The sequence below is a fragment of the Azospirillum halopraeferens DSM 3675 genome (genome assembly GCF_000429625.1).
Classification (GTDB): domain Bacteria; phylum Pseudomonadota; class Alphaproteobacteria; order Azospirillales; family Azospirillaceae; genus Azospirillum; species Azospirillum halopraeferens.
In genome coordinates this window covers 264025-281249 of sequence record NZ_AUCF01000001.1, presented here as the reverse complement: position 1 = coordinate 281249, position 17225 = coordinate 264025, and the positions used below count along the sequence as shown (strand labels likewise).

Annotated in this window: 18 protein-coding genes; 10 read left to right on the top strand and 8 right to left on the bottom strand. The window is 71.0% G+C overall.

What is annotated here, in order from left to right; translation table 11 throughout:
* Positions 1–60 precede the first annotated feature (60 nt).
* Genes gatB through gatC form a run of 3 tightly spaced genes read right to left on the bottom strand, consistent with a single transcriptional unit; the run spans position 61 to position 3304 of the window.
* Positions 61–1512 (bottom strand): Asp-tRNA(Asn)/Glu-tRNA(Gln) amidotransferase subunit GatB, encoded by a 1452-nt coding sequence (gene gatB / locus G472_RS0101290; RefSeq protein WP_029006909.1) that lies wholly within the window; start codon positions 1510–1512, stop codon positions 61–63.
* Positions 1513–1535: 23 nt separating this feature from the next.
* Positions 1536–3017, bottom strand: a complete 1482-nt coding sequence (gene gatA / locus G472_RS0101285) for an Asp-tRNA(Asn)/Glu-tRNA(Gln) amidotransferase subunit GatA (protein ID WP_029006908.1) — start codon at positions 3015–3017, stop codon at positions 1536–1538.
* Positions 3017–3304 carry an Asp-tRNA(Asn)/Glu-tRNA(Gln) amidotransferase subunit GatC gene (gatC, locus tag G472_RS0101280; protein ID WP_029006907.1) on the bottom strand — a complete coding sequence of 96 codons (288 nt, stop codon included), beginning with the start codon at positions 3302–3304 and terminating at the stop codon, positions 3017–3019. The genes gatA and gatC overlap by 1 nt, the downstream gene beginning before the upstream one ends.
* Positions 3305–3415: 111 nt before the next feature.
* Here gatC and ruvX point away from each other — a divergent pair, with 111 nt between their 5' ends.
* The 3 genes from ruvX to G472_RS0101265 all read left to right on the top strand — a co-directional run bounded on the left by ruvX (position 3416) and on the right by G472_RS0101265 (position 6242).
* Positions 3416–3958 carry a Holliday junction resolvase RuvX gene (gene ruvX, locus G472_RS0101275; protein WP_029006906.1) on the top strand — a complete coding sequence of 181 codons (543 nt, stop codon included), beginning with the start codon at positions 3416–3418 and terminating at the stop codon, positions 3956–3958.
* Positions 3955–4872 carry an AEC family transporter gene (locus G472_RS0101270; RefSeq protein ID WP_029006905.1) on the top strand — a complete coding sequence of 306 codons (918 nt, stop codon included), beginning with the start codon at positions 3955–3957 and terminating at the stop codon, positions 4870–4872. Before ruvX ends, G472_RS0101270 begins: the two co-directional genes overlap by 4 nt.
* A 185-nt stretch (positions 4873–5057) precedes the next feature.
* Positions 5058–6242: a PQQ-dependent sugar dehydrogenase gene (locus G472_RS0101265; protein ID WP_084536361.1), complete on the top strand. Its 1185-nt coding sequence runs from the start codon at positions 5058–5060 to the stop codon at positions 6240–6242.
* Positions 6243–6249: 7 nt separating this feature from the next.
* Here G472_RS0101265 and G472_RS0101260 read toward each other — a convergent pair whose 3' ends face one another.
* Positions 6250–6672, bottom strand: a complete 423-nt coding sequence (locus G472_RS0101260; RefSeq protein WP_029006903.1) for a GFA family protein — start codon at positions 6670–6672, stop codon at positions 6250–6252.
* Between the two features lie 4 nt (positions 6673–6676).
* Positions 6677–6913, bottom strand: coding sequence for a DUF1127 domain-containing protein (locus G472_RS0101255; protein ID WP_029006902.1), 237 nt, complete (start codon positions 6911–6913; stop codon positions 6677–6679).
* Positions 6914–7061: 148 nt separating this feature from the next.
* On the opposite strand from G472_RS0101255, the gene G472_RS0101250 reads away from it, so the two are divergent.
* The 5 genes from G472_RS0101250 (at position 7062) to plsY (ending at position 11389) form a co-directional block, all read left to right on the top strand.
* Complete coding sequence (locus G472_RS0101250; RefSeq protein ID WP_029006901.1) at positions 7062–7961, top strand: transcriptional regulator GcvA; 900 nt, start codon at positions 7062–7064, stop codon at positions 7959–7961.
* A gap of 46 nt (positions 7962–8007) precedes the next feature.
* Positions 8008–8310: a HigA family addiction module antitoxin gene (locus G472_RS0101245; protein ID WP_029006900.1), complete on the top strand. Its 303-nt coding sequence runs from the start codon at positions 8008–8010 to the stop codon at positions 8308–8310.
* A 190-nt stretch (positions 8311–8500) separates the two neighbouring features.
* Positions 8501–9445, top strand: coding sequence for an aspartate carbamoyltransferase catalytic subunit (locus tag G472_RS0101240; protein WP_245593353.1), 945 nt, complete (start codon positions 8501–8503; stop codon positions 9443–9445).
* A 17-nt stretch (positions 9446–9462) separates the two neighbouring features.
* Complete coding sequence (pyrC, locus tag G472_RS30650; RefSeq protein ID WP_035690638.1) at positions 9463–10791, top strand: dihydroorotase; 1329 nt, start codon at positions 9463–9465, stop codon at positions 10789–10791.
* Positions 10792–10795: 4 nt separating this feature from the next.
* A complete protein-coding gene (plsY, locus tag G472_RS0101230) occupies positions 10796–11389 on the top strand; it encodes a glycerol-3-phosphate 1-O-acyltransferase PlsY (protein WP_035690636.1) in 594 nt (197 codons plus the stop codon).
* Here plsY and G472_RS0101225 read toward each other — a convergent pair.
* Complete coding sequence (locus G472_RS0101225) at positions 11367–11891, bottom strand: GNAT family N-acetyltransferase (protein ID WP_029006897.1); 525 nt, start codon at positions 11889–11891, stop codon at positions 11367–11369. The two genes, plsY and G472_RS0101225, sit on opposite strands and share 23 nt — an antisense overlap.
* 119 nt (positions 11892–12010) lie before the next feature.
* Here G472_RS0101225 and cysQ point away from each other — a divergent pair, with 119 nt between their 5' ends.
* Together cysQ and G472_RS0101215 are read left to right on the top strand one after the other, a co-directional pair.
* The gene (gene cysQ / locus G472_RS0101220; RefSeq protein WP_029006896.1) at positions 12011–12793 is read left to right on the top strand and encodes a 3'(2'),5'-bisphosphate nucleotidase CysQ; all 783 of its coding nucleotides are present in this window, start codon (positions 12011–12013) and stop codon (positions 12791–12793) included.
* The gene (locus G472_RS0101215) at positions 12790–13599 is read left to right on the top strand and encodes a ferritin-like domain-containing protein (RefSeq protein ID WP_029006895.1); all 810 of its coding nucleotides are present in this window, start codon (positions 12790–12792) and stop codon (positions 13597–13599) included. The genes cysQ and G472_RS0101215 overlap by 4 nt, the downstream gene beginning before the upstream one ends.
* A gap of 39 nt (positions 13600–13638) precedes the next feature.
* Here the strand turns inward: G472_RS0101215 and G472_RS0101210 are convergent, their stop codons facing one another.
* Positions 13639–15504 (bottom strand): COG4223 family protein, encoded by a 1866-nt coding sequence (locus tag G472_RS0101210; protein ID WP_029006894.1) that lies wholly within the window; start codon positions 15502–15504, stop codon positions 13639–13641.
* Positions 15505–15559: 55 nt separating this feature from the next.
* Entirely contained in the window at positions 15560–17020 is a 1461-nt protein-coding gene (locus G472_RS0101205) for a dynamin family protein (RefSeq protein WP_245593352.1), read from the bottom strand.
* Positions 17021–17225 lie beyond the last annotated feature (205 nt).

Below are 17225 nucleotides of genomic sequence, written 5' to 3'. Positions count from 1 at the left end.
AATGGATACGAGCACGGCGGGAAATGCAACGCCCGGATCAACCTTCGGGAGGCTGCCCTGTCAGCCCTTCAGCTTGCGGGTCAGGATTTCGTTGACCAGCGCCGGATTGGCCTTGCCCTGTGTCGCCTTCATGGTCTGGCCGACGAAGAAGCCGAACAGCTTGTCCTTGCCGGAGCGGAACTCCTCCACCTTGTCGGCGTTGGCGGCCAGCACCGCGTCGATGGCCGATTCGATGGCGCCGGTGTCGGTGACCTGCCGCAGGCCCTTCTTCTCCACGATGTCGCCCGGCTTGGCACCGGTTGCGAACATCTCTTCGAAGACTTCCTTGGCGATGCGGCCGGAGATGGTGTTGTCGCCGATGAGGTCGAGCAGGGCGCCGAGATCGGCCGCCGACACCGGGCTGTCCTCGATCTCCCGGCCCGCCTTGTTGAGGGCACCGAACAGCTCGCCCGTCACCCAGTTGGCGGCCATCTTGGCGTCGCGCCCGTTCGCCACGGCTTCGAAATAATCGGCCTTGGCCTTCTCGTTCACCAGCACGTTGGCGTCATAGGCCGAGAGCTTGAAGTCGGCCATGAAGCGCGCCTTCTTCTCGTCCGGCAGCTCCGGCAGGGCGCGCCGGATCTCCTCGACCCAGGCGGGGTCCAGTTCCAGCGGCAGCAGGTCGGGATCCGGGAAGTAGCGGTAGTCGTGCGCCTCCTCCTTGGAGCGCATGGAGCGGGTGACGAGGCGGGTGGTGTCCCACAGCCGCGTCTCCTGGACGATGGTGCCGCCCTCCTCCAGAACCTCGATCTGGCGGCGCGCCTCGAAGTCGATGGCGGCCTGGACGAAGCGGATGGAGTTGACGTTCTTGATCTCGCAGCGGGTGCCCAGCTCGCCGCCCGGCCGGCGCACCGACACGTTGCAGTCGCAGCGCATGGAGCCTTCCTCCATGTTGCCGTCGCAGGTGCCGAGATAGCGCAGGATCGAACGCAGCTTGCGCAGATACGCCCCGGCCTCCTCGGCCGAACGCAGATCCGGCTCCGAAACGATCTCCATCAGCGCGACACCCGACCGGTTCAGGTCGATGAAGGTCTTGGTCGGGTGCTGGTCGTGGATGGACTTGCCGGCGTCCTGCTCCAGGTGCAGGCGGGTGATGCCCACGGTGCGGCTCGACCCGTCGGGCAGGTCGAGGACGAGCTGCCCCCGGCCGACGACCGGCTGCTGGAACTGGCTGATCTGATAGCCCTGCGGCAGGTCGGCGTAGAAGTAGTTCTTGCGGTCGAACACCGAGACCAGATTGATCTCGGCCTTCAGGCCCAGCCCGGTGCGCACCGCCTGCTCAACGCAGAAGGCATTGATCACCGGCAGCATGCCGGGGAACGCGGCGTCGACAAAGCTCACCTGGCTGTTCGGATCGGACCCGAAATCGGTGGCCGCACCGGAGAACAGTTTCGCCTTCGAAATGATCTGGGCGTGCACCTCCAGCCCGATCACCACTTCCCAATTGCCCGTCTCACCCTGGATGTAGGTCATCGCTCTGCTCTTCTTCTGCGGGCTCAGGCCATGAACGGCGGGGTGGCGGTGAACTGCGCCGCCTCTTCCAGGACGCCGCCGACGCGGAACAGCGTCTCCTCGTCGAACGGCCGGCCGATGAGCTGTAGGCCCAGCGGCAGCCCGTCGGCACCCAGACCCGCCGGCAGGCTCATGCCCGGCAGGCCGGCCAGATTGACCGGCACCGTGAACACGTCGTTCAGGTACATCTGGATCGGGTCGTCCATCTTCTCCCCGATCGCGAAGGCGCCCGACGGCGCCGTCGGCGTCAGGATCACGTCGCAGCGGGTGAACGCCGCGTCGAAGTCCTGCTTGATGCGGGTGCGCACCTTTTGCGCCTTCAGGTAATAGGCGTCGTAGTAACCGGCGGAGAGCACGTAGGTGCCGATGAGGATGCGCCGCCGCACCTCCTTGCCGAAGCCGGCGCCGCGGGTGTTCTCGTACATCTCCTTCAGATTGCCGCCCTCGACCCGCAGGCCGTAGCGCACGCCGTCGTAGCGCGCCAGGTTCGACGACGCCTCGGCGGGGGCCACGATATAGTAGGCCGGCAGCGCGTATTTGGTGTGCGGCAGGCTGATCTCCACCGGCTCGGCGCCGGCGGCCTTCAGCCACTCCACGCCGCGCTGCCACATCGCCTCGATCTCCGCGGGCATGCCGTCCACGCGGTACTCCCGGGGGATGCCGACGCGCAGGCCGCGCACGTCGCCCGTCAGCGCCGCCTCGAAGTCGGGCACGGGCATGTCGACGCTGGTGGAGTCCTTCGGATCGAATCCGGCCATGGAGCGCAGCATGATGGCGCTGTCGCGCACCGTGCGCGTCATCGGCCCTGCCTGGTCGAGCGAAGAGGCGAAGGCCACGATGCCCCAGCGCGAGCAGCGCCCGTAGGTCGGCTTGATGCCGACGATGCCGGCGAAGGCGGCGGGCTGGCGGATGGAGCCGCCGGTGTCCGTGCCGGTGGCGCCCAGCGCGCAGCGTGCCGCCACGGCCGCGGCCGACCCGCCCGACGACCCGCCGGGCACCAGGCGCCGTTCCCACGCCCCGGCGTCGCCGGGGCTCCACGGGTTCACCACGTCGCCGTAATAGGAGGTGATGTTGGCCGAACCCATGGCGAACTCGTCCAGGTTCACCTTGCCCAGCATCACCGCGCCGTCGCGCCACAGGTTGGTGGTGACGGAGGATTCGTACTGCGGGTGGAAGCCGTCCAGGATGTGGCTGGCCGCGGTGGTCAGCACGTCCCTGGTGCAGAACAGATCCTTCACCGCGATGGGCAGGCCGTCCATCGGACCGGCCTCGCCCCTGGCGCGCCGCGCGTCGGACGCCCGGGCCATCTCCAGCGCCTTGTCCGGCGTCTCGGTGATGAAGGCGTTCAGCGGCCGGGCCGCCTCGACGGCGCGGACGTGCGCCTCGGTCAGTTCGACCGCGGTGAACTCCCTGGCGGCCAGCCCCTTCAGGGCCTCGGCCATGGTCATGCGGGTCAGCGCGCTCATCACTCGACCACCTTCGGCACGGCGAAATAGCCTTCGGCCGTCTCCGGCCCGTTCTTCAGCACCGCCTCGGGGTAGCCGCCGTCGGTGACCTCGTCGGGGCGCCGGCGCAGCTTTTGCGCCGCGACGCTGGCCATCGGCGCCACGTCGGCGGTATCCACCTCGCCGAGCTGCTCCACGAAATCCAGGATCCGGCTGAGTTCACCGGCCAGGTGATCGAGTTCCTCGTCCGGCACCTTGATGCGGGCCAGATGCGCGATCCTGGCCACGGCGGCCTTGTCGAGCGACATCCCTACTCTCTTCCGCGACGACTGTGGAAAAACGGTTGGGAAGCTAGCACCCGCCGCCCGCCTCCGCAACCGGGCTTGCCGCGGGCGGGCCGGCGGCCTATGAGAGGGCCCATGATCCACGACCTCCGCGACCTTGCCTCCGCACTCCCCGCGGGCGGACGCCTGCTGGGCCTCGACGTCGGCACCAAGACCATCGGGCTTGCGGTGTCCGACCCCGGCCTCGTCGTCGCCTCCCCCATCGGTACCATCCGCCGCACCAAGCTGGCGCAGGACGCGCGCGAGCTGGCGCGGCCGGTCCGCGACTACGGCATCGCCGGGCTGGTGATCGGGATGCCCCTGAACATGGACGGGTCCGAAGGGCCGCGCGCCCAGTCGACGCGCCAATTCGCCGAGAATCTGCTGGCCCGCCCCGACCTGCTGGGATGGGACCCCCGCATCGCCTTCTGGGACGAGCGGCTGTCCACCGCGGCGGTGGAGCGGTTCATGATCGGCCAGGCGGACATGACGCGCAAACGCCGGGACGAGGTGGTGGACAAGATGGCTGCCGCCTACATCCTGCAAGGGGCGCTGGATTGGCTGTCGAACGAGCGTCGCCGTGCCCTGCGGGACGAGGCAGCGGACGACGAAGGGGATGACGCCCCCTCCCGCGGATGATCGCCGTCTTCGGGGCGCTGGCCCCGATCTTCCTGCTGATCCTGCTGGGCCACGGGCTGCGCCGGTACGAATGGGTGCCGCCGGCGTTCTGGCCGGGGGCGGACCGGCTGACCTACATGGTCCTGTTCCCCGCCCTGATCGTGGACGAGCTGGCGCGCGCCGACCTGGGCCGGGTCGATGTGGCCCCCATGGCGGCGGCGATGGCCGCCGGCATCCTCGGGGCGGGCGCCCTGATGGTGGGGGTGCGCCGGCCGCTGACCCTGGACGGTCCGGCCTTCGCGTCGGTCTTCCAGGGCTCCATGCGGATGAACACCTATGTCGGGCTGGCCGCCGCCGGGACGCTCTACGGCGCGGCCGGGCGGACGCTGCTGGCGGTGGGCATCGCCCTGATCATCCCTCTGGTCAACGTCCTGGCGGTGCTGGCCCACGCCCGCTGGGGGCGGGATTCCCGCGGCGTCGGTGCCGGCGCCATCGCCGCGGGGCTGGCCACCAACCCCATCATCCTGGCCGCGGCGGCGGGGGCCGCCCTGAACCTGTCGGGCGTCGGCGCGCCGCCGGTGGCCGGTGCCGTCATCGAGATCCTGGCCCGCGCCGCCCTGCCCGTCGGCCTGCTGGCGGTGGGCGCCGGCCTCGACCTTGCGGCGGCCCGCGCCGCCGGCCGCGGCGTGGCCGTGGCGACCGCCACCAAGCTGCTGCTGGTGCCGGCCATCACCGCGGCGGCGGGGCTGGCGCTGGGTGTCCACGGGCTGGCGCTGACCGTCGCGGTACTGTTCAACGCTCTGCCCTGTTCGGCCAGCGCCTACGCCCTGGCCCGCCAGATGGGCGGCGACCACGGGCTGATCGCTGCGGTGATCACGGTGCAGACGCTGCTGGCGGCCCTGACCCTGCCGCTGGTGCTCGCCCCCTTCGGGTAAAGAATCGCACGCGAATTGATAAGTCGATCATGCCCGGATTGTCCGGGTAACTCTGCACGATTCCGGTCGACACGGCTCCGGCCACCCACAATGTCAGTATGAAGCCTTGCCGCCGCCGCGCCGGGAACCGGCCGGCGGTGGGGTCGTTGACAGGGCAAACCATCCTTCAGCCGGTGGCGTCCGTCATGGTCCTTCCCCCTTCGCCGTCCCGCACGGCGCTGATCGCGCTGCTTCTGGCGACGCCGCTGGCCTTCGTCCTGCCGGTGAGCGCCGACCCGATCCTGGGCGGCAAGCCGCACACGGTGGAGGACCGCTACCGACCGGAGGTGTCGGAGTTCCGGGTGGAGACCCTGGCCTCCGGGCTGGAGGTCCCCTGGGACCTGGTCTTCCTGCCCGACGGGCGGGCGCTGGTGAGCGAGCGGGCCGGCCGCATCCGCCTGATGGAGCGCGATGGCACGGTGCGCGCCGCCCCCTTCGCCACGCTGGACGTCCACCCCGGCGGCGAAGGCGGCCTGATGGGGATCGCGTTGCACCCCGACTTTCCCGAACGCCCGTGGCTCTACGCCATGCACACGGCCCTATCGGGCGGGGAACCGGTGAACCGGGTGGTGCGGCTGGAGGCGGGGGCGGACTCCGCCACCCTCGACCGGGTGGTGCTGGACGGCATCCCCGCGTCCCGCACCCACAACGGCGGGCGCATCGCCTTCGGGCCGGATGGGATGCTGTACATCGGGACCGGCGACGCCACGCGGCCGCGGCTGGCGCAGGACCGTGCGTCCCTGGCCGGCAAGATCCTGCGCATCACCGCCGACGGCGGCATCCCCGCTGACAACCCGTTCCGCAATTCGCCGGTGTGGTCGTTGGGCCACCGCAACGTGCAGGGATTGGCCTGGCACCCGCGGACCGGCGACCTGTTCGCCACCGACCACGGGCCGAACGGCGAATTCGGGCTGAGCGCCCACGACGAGGTGAACGTGATCCGGGCCGGCGGCAACTACGGCTGGCCGTTGGCGGTGGGGGCCGCGGGGGTGGAGCCCTTCATCGATCCCCTCACCGTCTGGCCGGACACGCCGGTGCCGCCGGCCGCCATCGTCTTCCACGGCGAGGACGCCTACATCGCCACCCTGGAGTCCGAAGCGCTGATCCACCTGGATCTGGAGATGGACGGCGGCTACCGGGTGCGGGGCATCGACCGGCTGTTCGCCAACGGCCCGCGCAGTGGCGCCTACGGGCGGCTGCGCCTGGCCGTCCGCGGCCCGGACGGGGCGCTGTACATCGGCACCGGCAACCACGATGGCCGCGGCATTCCGTCCCGTGCGGACGACCGCATCCTGCGCCTCAGTCCGGTGGCGCAGGCGGAGCGGTCGTGAGCCGCCGTCACGGCGGCTCCGGCGCGCTTGCCTCGAAACACTCCAGCCCGTCGGCGATGGCGTAATAGTCGCCCTTGCTGGCGACGAAGATGTGGCGCAGCGTCGTCAGGCCCGTGGGTTCATCCAGCGTGCCGGCCGCCACGTCCAGCAGCGGCTGGCCCTCGCCCGACCAGAACAGGGAGGAGCCGCAGGTGCGGCAGAATCCCCGCCGTGCCGTGGCCGAGGAGCGGTACCACGACACCGATTTCTCACCGGTGATCCGCACCGTCCCGCGCGGTATCGACACATAGGCACCCACATGGCCGTGGAAGCGGCGGCACTGGGAGCAGTGGCAGTTCACGACGCCCAGAGGCCGTTCGGCGATGGCGTAGCGGACGGCGCCGCACAGACAGCCCCCGGTCAGCACCGCCGTTCCATCAGTTGCGCTCATGCCCTTACCCCTTCCAGAAGGGCTTGTCCGCCTCGTTCGCCACGTCGGCGCGCGACAGCCCGATGTCGTGCAGCAGGTGGTCCGGCAGGGCCTGCAAGGCCATCCTCTGGCGGCGCCGGTCGTTCCATGTCCCCCACCGGTCGGCCACGGCGATCATCACGGCGCCGAGCCCGCGGACCAGGCCCCGCGGGGCTTCGGGAATGCGGGTGGAGGTGTGCGAAAGGCGGCTCTGGCTCGTCATGGGGTCTCTCCCTCGGTTTGCCGGACCGCCCGCCGGGCGGCCCGTCGGAACTTTCGTCCCGACCCGAACTGTGCGCGACCCGCTTCTTGCGCGCAAACGACGGTTTCTCATAGGATCGATTAGCAAAACTAATGCGATCGGGGTTCCCATGGCCCGCCGCCTGCCGCCGCTCAATGCCCTGCGCAGCTTCGAGGCGGCCGCCCGCCACCTCTCCTTCACCAGGGCGGCGGAGGAGCTGCACGTCACCCAGGCCGCCGTCAGCCACCAGATCAAAGCGCTGGAGGAGTGGCTTGGCATACCGCTGTTCCGCCGGGTCAGCCGCGGGCTGGTCCTGACCGAGGCGGGGCAGACCTACCTGCCGCCCCTGCGCGACGCCTTCGAGTCCATGTCGGATGCGACGGAGCGGCTGTGCCGCGCCGATTCCGCGGGCTCGCTGACCATCTCCACCATGCCATCCTTTGCGGCCAAGTGGCTGGTGATGCGCCTCGGCCGGTTCCAGGCGGCCCACCCCGAACTGGAACTGCGCCTGCACACCACGTCGCAGATGGTGGATTTTGCCCAGCAGGACGTGGACCTGGCCATCCGCTTCGGCCGCCCGCCGTGGCCCGGCGTGAAGGCGGAATGGCTGATGGACGACCCCGTCTTCCCCGTGTGCTCCCCCGCCCTGGCGCGCGGCGACCGCCCGATCCGGAGCCCCTCCGACCTGCTGAAGCACACGCTGCTGCACGACGATTACCAGATCGACTGGACCGCCTGGTTCACCGCCGCCGGCGTCCCCGCCGCCGACGCCACCCGCGGCCCGCGCTACACCGACTCGGCATTGCTGCTCCAGGCGGCCATGGAGGGCCACGGGGTGGCGCTGGCCCGCAAGGTCCTGGTCGCCGACGACCTCGCCGCCGGCCGCCTGCTGCGCCCCTTCGACGTGGAGCTGCCGGGCACCCACGCCTATTACGTCGTCGCCCCGCCCCACTACTACGCCCGCCCCAAGGTCCGGGCGTTCCGCGGCTGGCTGTACGCCGAGGCCGGCCGGGAAACGCCGGCGGATTGATGGACCACCTTCACCGATGGAGACGCCTTTGACATCGAAATGGTGGATGGCCATTGATGCGGCTCGCCTGCCGCCCATCCATCCGGGTGAGATCCTTGCGGAAGAGCTGCAGGAGATCGGCGTCTCCGTCGCGGCCCCGGCCCGGGCGCTGGATGTGCCGCAGAGCCGGATGGCCGGGATCGTCAAAGGCGAACGGTCGGTCACCGCTGACACCGCGTTGCGCCTCGGCACCTACTTCGGGACGTCCGCCCGCCTCCGGCTGAACCTGCAGGCGGCCTGCGACCTGGCGCTGGCGCAGGAAAAGGACGGCGAACGCATCGCCGCCGTCGTTCGCCCCCGGGCCGTATGATACCAACGGCACCTGAAGGGTGGCGTTGGCATCACCCTCTCGATCAATGCCAAGGCATTGATCTGCCGGGTTTCACGGCCGGAAAATGATGGAAGTGATCATTTTCCGGCCGTATGAGACCGCCATCCATCCCGGTTGCGGCGCCCTGCGGCCGCTCCTATAGTCGCGCCTCATGACCGAGCCCTCGACCATGACCCGCTTCCCGCACCGCCACCTTCTCGGCATCGAGGGGTTGAGCGCGGGCGAGATTTCCCTCGTCCTCGACCTTGCCGACAGCTACGTCGAGCAGAGCCGCAGCCGGGAGCGCAAGTCGCAGCTCCTGGACGGGCGCACCGTCGTCAACCTGTTCTTCGAGAACTCGACGCGCACGCTCACCTCGTTCGAGCTGGCGGCCAAGCGGCTGGGCGCCGACGTGATCAACATGGCCGTGCAGTCCTCGTCGGTGAAGAAGGGGGAGACCCTGATCGACACGGCGATGACCCTGAACGCCATGCACCTGGACGCCCTGGTCGTCCGCCACGCCGAGTCGGGCGCGGTCAAGCTGCTGTCGGACAAGGTCAACTGCGCCGTGCTCAACGCCGGCGACGGACACCACGAGCATCCGACCCAGGCCCTGCTGGACGCGCTGGCGATTCGCCGCAGGCTGGGGCGGCTGGAAGGGCTGGTGGTGGCGATCTGCGGCGACATCCTGCACAGCCGGGTGGCGCGCTCCAACATCCACCTGCTGAACGCCATGGGGGCCCATGTCCGGGTGGTGGCGCCGCCCACGCTGCTGCCGTCCGCCATCGAGCGGCTGGGGGTGGAGGTCCATCACACCATGAAGTCCGGACTGAAGGACGCCGACATCGTGATGATGCTGCGCCTGCAGTCCGAACGCATGTCCGGCCAGTACGTACCGTCGATCCGCGAGTATTTCTACTTCTTCGGCCTGGACTACGAGAAGCTGGCGGTGGCCAAGCCCAACGCGCTGATCATGCACCCCGGCCCGATGAACCGTGGCGTCGAGATCGATTCCGAGGTGGCCGACGACTTCAAGCGCTCGATGATCCTCGACCAGGTGGAACTGGGGGTGGCGGTGCGCATGGCCGTGCTCGACCTGCTGACCCGCCCGGCCCGCGAGGGACGCGCCGCCTGAGGCGCGATGGAGAGACCATGACCAGCCCTGCCGCACCCGCCGCCGCGCCCGCCTCCCCGGCCCGCGTCGCCTACGTCAACGCCCGCCTGCTCGACCCCGCCACCGGCCTCGACGCGCCGGGCGCCCTGCTGACCGAGGGCACGCGCATCGCCGACCTCGGCCCCCGCCTGTTCGCCGACGGTGTGCCGGAGGGGGCCACCGTCGTCGACCTCGGCGGCCACTGCCTGGCCCCCGGTCTGGTGGACATCCGCGTCCAGGTCGGCGAGCCCGGCGAGGAGCACAAGGAGACCATCAAGAGCGCGTCGCGCGCTGCCGCGGCCGGCGGCGTCACCGCCCTGGTGGTGCTGCCCAACACCGACCCGGTCATCGACGATGTGGCGGGGCTGGAGTTCGTGGCGCGCCGCGCCCGCGAGGTGCGGCTGGTCAAGGTCTTCGCCTACGCCGCCGCCACCCGCGGCACCGAGGGCAAAGAGATCACCGAGATGGGCCTGCTGGCCCGCGCCGGTGCCGTCGCCTTCACCGACGGCACCAAGCCGGTCACCGACCCCCTGACCATGCGCCGCGCGCTGAGCTACGCCGGCGCCTTCGGCAAGCTGGTGGTGCAGCACCCGCTGGAACCGCGGCTGGCGTCGGGCGTGATGAACGCCGGGGAGCTGGCCACCCGGCTGGGCCTGCCCGGCGTGTCGCGGGAGGCGGAGATCATCATGATCGAACGCGACCTGCGCCTGGCCGAGATGAGCGGCGGCCACATCCATTTCGCCCACGTAACGACGGGCGAATCGGTGGACGTCATCCGCCGCGCCAAGGCGCGCGGCCTGAAGGTGACCTGCGACACCGCCCCCCATTACTTCGCCCTGACGGAAACCGACGTGGGCGACTACCGCACCTTCGCCAAGGTGTCCCCGCCGTTGCGCGGCGAGATGGACCGCCGCGCGGTGGTGGAGGGGTTGGCCGACGGCACCATCGACGTCATCGCGTCGGACCACTGGCCGCAGGACGCCGACCACAAGCGTCTGCCCTTCGCCCAGGCCGCCTATGGCGTGATCGGGCTGGAAACGTTGCTGCCCCTGACACTGGAGCTGGCCCACAAGGGCAGGATGACGCTGCTCGACGCGCTCGCCCGGGTGACCTGCCGGCCGGCGGACCTGCTGGGCCTGCCCGGCGGGCGGCTGGCGAAGGGCGGCCCGGCCGACCTGCTGGCCTTCGACAGCGACGTGCCGTGGACGGTGGACGTCAGCCGGTTCAAGTCCAAGAGCAAGAACTCCGCCTTCGAGGACCGGCCGGTGCAGGGCCGGGTGCTGCGCACCATCGTCGACGGCCGCACCGTCTGGCAGGCGGAGGCGTGATCCGGTGCTGACCGCCATCGCCGCCGCCCTCGCCGGCTATCTGCTGGGCTCCGTCCCCTTCGGGCTGGTGCTGACGCGCCTGGCCGGCTACGGCGACATCCGCGCCATCGGCTCCGGCAACATCGGCGCCACCAACGTGCTGCGCACCGGCAACAAGCCGCTGGCCGCCGCCACCCTGCTGCTGGACAGCGGCAAGGGCGCCATCGCCGCCCTGCTCGCCCTCGCCGCGGCGGGGCCGGAGGCGGCGTTGTGGGCCGGCGGCGGCGCCATGCTGGGCCACACCTTCCCGGTGTGGCTGGGCTTCAAGGGCGGCAAGGGCGTGGCCACGGCGCTCGGCGTGCTGCTGGCCGTCGCCTGGCCGGTGGGCACCATCGCCTGCCTGACCTGGCTGGCCATGGCGTTCCTGTTCCGCATCTCGTCCCTGTCGGCACTCACCGCCCTGGCCCTGGCGCCGGTGGTGGCGTGGTTCGTCGCCGGTACAGCGGTGGCGGCCCTCGCCCTGTTCATCGCGGTGCTGGTCGCCATCCGTCACGAGGCCAACATCCGCCGGCTGCTGAAAGGCGAGGAACCGCGGATCAGCCTGAAGACATCGGCCTGAACGAAGGCGCCACCAGATAGGCCATGCCGTCGCCGTAGGACGCCAACTTGGCGGCCAGCGCCGCGTCGGCCCCGGCGAACGGGGCGAAGCCGGCGCGCTCCCAATAGCCCCGAGCCGGCGGCGTCGAGGTCAGGGCCAGCCACTCCAGGCCGCAACACCGGGCCAACTCCGCCGCGTCCCGCAGCGCCGCCTCACCCAGCCCCAGCCCGCGCGTCTGCGGCAGCAGGGCCACGTCGTGCAGATACAGGCAGTCGGCGTCCGCCGGCAGGGCGCCGAGCAGGCTGTCCAGCGCCGGCGGCTTCCCGAGCACGCCGGGATGCAGCACCGCGTACCCACAGATCGTTCCGTCACCGGCCACCGCGACGCGGCAGCCGGCGGGGAAAAGCTGCAATCTCTCCGCGAACACCTCCGGCCGCTCCGGATAATCGCTGTGGACAACCTCCGCAACATCCAGGACCGCCGCGATATCGCCGTTTCCCATTGCGCGCCAGCCGGCCGCCATGCTCTTTCCCTCCCATGCGCCGCCTCCGGAATTCCGTGAGACGCAACCGTTCCGGGGCTTCCGGGCCCCCCTGAGGCGCGTTATGGTTTCATGACACCCCGCACCCCGGAGGACGACCCATGACCGATACCAATGTGGCCAAGCTGCTGCCGACGGTCCGCACCATCGCGCACGAGGCCGGTCAGGTCATCCTGCGTTTCTACAATGACGGCATCGCCGTGACCACCAAGGGCGACGGCAGCCCGGTCACCAACGCCGACCACGCGGCGGAGGCGGTGATCCTCCCCGCCCTGCACCACCTGACCCCCGACATTCCCGTTGTGGCGGAGGAGGAGGTGGCCGCAGGCCGGGTGCCGGACGTGTCGCAGGGGCGGTTCTGGCTCGTCGATCCCCTGGACGGCACCAAGGAGTTCATCAACCGCAACGGCGAGTTCACGGTCAACATCGCGCTGATCGACCGCGGGCAGCCGGTGCTGGGCGTCGTCTACGCCCCCGCCGTGGGGGACCTCTACGCCGCGGCCGGGCCCGGCACCGCCATCCACTGGATCGAGGGCCGCGGGGAGCACGCGATCTCCGTGCGCCGTCACCCGCCGGAGGGGCTGACCGTGGTGGCCAGCCGTTCCCACGGCGACGCCGACGAGACCGATGCCTTCCTGGCGAAGTTCTCGGTGAAGGAGCGGATCTCCTGCGGGTCGTCCCTGAAGTTCTGCGCGCTGGCGGTCGGCAAAGCCGACCTCTATCCCCGCTTCGGCCCGACCTGCGAGTGGGACACCGCCGCCGGCCACGCGGTGCTGGCGGCGGCGGGCGGCCGGGTCTGCGTCGGCGATGGCACGGACAGCCTGCGCTACGGCAAGGCCGCCGATTTCCGCAATCCCTCCTTCGTGGCCTACGCCTGGCAGTGACCACCCTTCCGCCGACCCTCAGCGACGCCGCCCGGGCCGTTCTGGACACCGCGGTGCCGACCGGAAAGGTGGCGTTGACGCACGCCTTCGCGGCGGCGTGGCGCGACGGGCGCATCACCGCGGTCGGCACGACGCCGCTCCCCGACCGACCGGCCCGGCCCGACCGGCCGGAGCTGAAGCTGCCCCGCGACATGCCCAAGCGCGGGCGCGGCGGCAGCATGGCCAACCGGATCGCGCTGCTGCATGCGCTCGCCCACATCGAATTGAACGCCATCGACCTCGCCTGGGACCTGGTCGGCCGGTTCCCGGCCGAGGGTCTGCCGAAGCCGTTCCTCGACGACTGGGTGCAGGTGGCCGACGACGAGGCGCGCCACTTCGCCATGCTGGACGCCCGGCTGAACGCCCTCGGTTCCGGTTACGGCGATCTGCCGGCCCACGACGGTCTGTGGCAGGCGGCGCAGGTGACCGCCCACGACGTGGCGGCGCGCCTGGCCGTGGTCCCCATGGTGCTGGAGGCGCGCGGCCTGGACGTGACGCCCGACACCATCGCCCGCCTGAAGGGATTCGGCGACGGGGAGAGCGCGGCGTTGCTGCAAACAATCTGCGACGACGAGGTGACCCACGTCGCCGCCGGCCGGCGGTGGTTCGGTTACGTCTGCGCCGCCCGCGGCGTCGATCCCGTCGCCACCTGGCAGGATCTGGTGCGCCGACATTTCCGCGGCGTCCTCAAGCGCCCGTTCAACACCGCCGGCCGCTCCGCCGCCGGCTTCGGCCCGGAGTTCTACGAACCGGTGGCGGAGGGCTGATCCTCCCCCGCCGACGGCGCGGAAGGGAGGTGTTCGTCGTCAGGGACCGGCGGCGGACAGCTTGGCCAGGGCGGAGTCGCTCAGCACCCGCAGGGCGCGCTCGGCGTCGACGCGCACCTCGGCCAGCCGGATCCACGGTTCGGCCGAAGCGGCGCCGGGGCCGGTGATCGTCTTCAGCACGCGGATCGCCTCGTCGATGCGGCCCAGCGTGAAGCTCCGGGCGGCCTCGGTGACGATCGTCCGTGCCTCCTCGCCGGGGGCGGGCATGGCGGGCTGCACCCAGCCGAACCAGCCGGTGACCTGGGAGGTCACGCCGGCGACCGTGCGGACATACCACGCGGGCCCGGACGCCTCCTCCACCTCGATGATCTTTTGGGCGGCCAGGTTGAACTCCCGCCGCAGCAGGGTGAGCGTCGGGCCGCCGCGGGAGGCGAGCTGCTGGAGCGTGTCGATGGCCCCGGTCAGCGACCGGTCCTCCCCCGCCAGGGCGCGCACCGCGGCGACCTCGCCGGTGAAGCTCTCGCCGTCCTCCAGGGCTTGCCGGATGCGCCCGGACAGGGCCAGCAGCGCCGACGCGGTGCCGCCGTTGACCCGCTCCAGACGGGTTTCCATGGCTCCGGTCCGCTCGGCCAGCGCCGCCAGTTCGGCCGACGCGGAGTCCACCGCCCGGCGGGTGTCGGCCAGGCTTTGCTGCGCCGCCGCCAACCCCTGCTCGGCGACACCCATCCGGTCGTCGCCGGCGCTCAGCGCCGCCTGCACCGCGCCCAGCCGCCCGGTCAGGTCACCCGTGCCGGTTTCCAGCGCGGCAAGGCGTTGCACCAGGGCTTCGACCTCTGCCTTCGCCGCCGCGGCGGCGGCCAGGATCGCCTCGGCGTTGGCCCGGCCGGCGGTACCGGCCGCCTCCGCCGCCTCGGCCACGGTCCGGATGGCGTCGGTGTTGGCCTGCACCGCACCGGCGTTGGTCCGGATGCCCTCTTCGTTCGCCCGGATCGCCTCGGCCATCTCCGTCAATCGCGCCTCGACGCCGTCCAGCCGGCCGGCGGACCTGTCGGCCGCGGCGGTCGCCGCGTCGACCCGGCCGGACAGTTCGCCGCCTGCGGCTGCCGCTTCCGAGGCCCTGGCGGCGGCGGCTCCGGCAGCACCTTCGACGGCGGCGATCTTCGGGGCAAGATCCCGTGTTGCACCCTCGGCGGCCTCAAGGCGCGCCATCACCGAGCGGTCGGTGCCTTCCAGCAGGTCGGCGCGCGTGTCCACCCTGGCGAGGCGGGTCTCCAGCGCTCCCAGCGCCTTGGAAAGGACCAGGACCTGATCCTCGGCGTGGCGCAGGGAGGCTTCCAACCCGCTGAAACGCTCGTTCTGCCCCGTCGCGGTGACAAACTCCTCCAGCGTCTCCGGCGCCACCGGCCGGCCGTCGGGTGTGGCGGTCATCGCCTGCGCCAGCGCCCCGATGCGCTGGTCGAAGGTGTCCACGTCCAACTGGATGAGGCCGGCCGGGCGGGTGTCGGCGGTGCCCGTGACGATGCCGATCAGAGGATGGTCGCCGAACTGGTGACGCAGCGTCTCCGCCAGGATCGGGCGCAGGCTGGGCGCAGCGATGGAGGCCCCGGCGGCGAGCATGGCCACCAGCGCCGCAAGCAGGGCGATCCCGCCGCCCCGCCCCCGCGATACGGGAGGCACGACCGGCGGCGGTGGCGGCGAGCGGGTATCTGCGGCCTCATGAGGAACGTCGGCAGCGTTGGCCGGTTCGATCAGGCGATGGGGCCCGGCCGGTTCGAACGGACGTCGCGGCGATGCGGCCGGCTCAACACCCGGCGGCGCGATGATGAACTCCGGGAAGCCCTTGGAGCCTTCGCTCGTCGGGTCCGCGGGTCCGGCCTGGTCGTCCTTGCGGATCGGATCGGTCATCGCTGCTGTCTCCTCGCGCTTTGCCCCGGTCTTGCTTGCCGGCCGGACCGTCGATTCAGGTGCCCACCGGTGTCCCGGCCGCCGGCGCCACCTCGGCGTCATCGGCCGGCCGGCGCCGGCCGGTGGGGTCGGTATACAGGTCATTCAGGCGCTGGACGTGGGCCGCCACCGCCTGCCGGATGGCGAAGACGCGCTTGCGCGCCCGGCCGCCCCAGCCCACCGGCACTTTGCGCAGGACGCTGCGGAACAGCCCGGTGTTCTTCAGGAACGCGTTGCGGGGGTTGAGGTCCGCCTCGCCCATGCGCTCCGGCAGGCCGGCGGCGATTCGCCGGGCCATGACGCCGCGCAGCCAGAAGTGACCGGCCAGGAAGATGCCGGCCACTGCCACGCCCAGCGCCACCAGGCGCACCGGCAGACCGGCAGCCCAGGCGGGCTGCTCCTCCACCAGCCAGGTGCCGAAGGCGGGCAGCGCATCGACACCGCCCAGGTAGACGACGCCCGCCGCCAGCGCTGCCAGGAGACCCGCCCACACCGCGTCGCCCATCAGCACCGCACGCCGCCAGCGCGCCACCGCCGCCTGGACGTAAGGGACCAGTTCGCCCTCCACCTCCTTGGTCAGGGAGTCGAGCATGCCGACGATGCGATAGCCGCGGCCGATCTCCACCTCGGCGATGCGGCCGTGGATCTCGGCCAGGTCGGCGGCGGCCTTGGATTCATAGCGGGCGCGCTGCGCCTCGTTGCCGATGGGGCCGGCCGCCTCCCGGTCGTAGATGCCGTAGAAGCGGCCGCTGACCAGACCGGCCTGTGCAACCGACCGCTGCCAGGCGCCGAACACCGCCTCGGCGTTGTCCTCGCGGGCGGTGGTGTCGATCTGGTTCAGGATGTAGAGGAACTTGCGCGCATCGGCCCGGCGCACCGTCTTCGACACCAGAAGGTGCAGCGTGTCGTGCATGGCGCCGGGTTCGGGGTGGCGTGCGTCGAAGAACACCAGCACCAGGTCGGACAGGTCGATGATGTGGTCGACCAGGCGCAGCACCGATCGCCGCTGGTCGTCGGCGTCGAAGCCGGGAGAGTCGATGATGATCTTGCCGCGCACCCGGTCACTCTTCAGCGTCTTGAGCTGGAGATAGCTGTCGATGCGCTTGCCCTCGCCGGCCGCCACCTTCTCCACCTCGTCGGAGATGCGGTAGAACGGAAAGCGGGGATCGGCGTTCAGGGCGGTGCCGGGCAGCGCCTCGTGCTTGGTGTCGGCGCCGTAGCAGATCACCGTGAACTTATCGTCCACCGCCTGGTTGCCCGTCCCCTGCAGGGGATGGCGCAGGTAGCTGTTGATGAAGGTGGACTTGCCCGCCGAGAAGGTGCCCAGGATGGCAATCATCGGCCACCACGGGATGCGGGTCGCCAGGGACTCGTCGCGCTTGAGCAGGCCGAGCCCCTGAAGCAGCCGATCGAACTCCCGATAGGTCGGAATGACCGGGAGAAGATTGGGGTTCTCGGTCTTCAGATGCGCTTCCAAGGCGGAAAGGCGATGCTGCAGTGCTTGCCTCGGGGTCATTCGCGCCTACACGTCCTCGTGGTGAATCCCAGGGTGCGGCCACCGGCCGGACGGCCCGTCATGTACCACGGACGGGCCGGACGCGCCGGGGAAAAATGCTGCGACATCCGGCCGGCGGCGGCGACCGCAGCAGCGACGCCGCCGGCTCTCCCCTCCCGATCCGGCG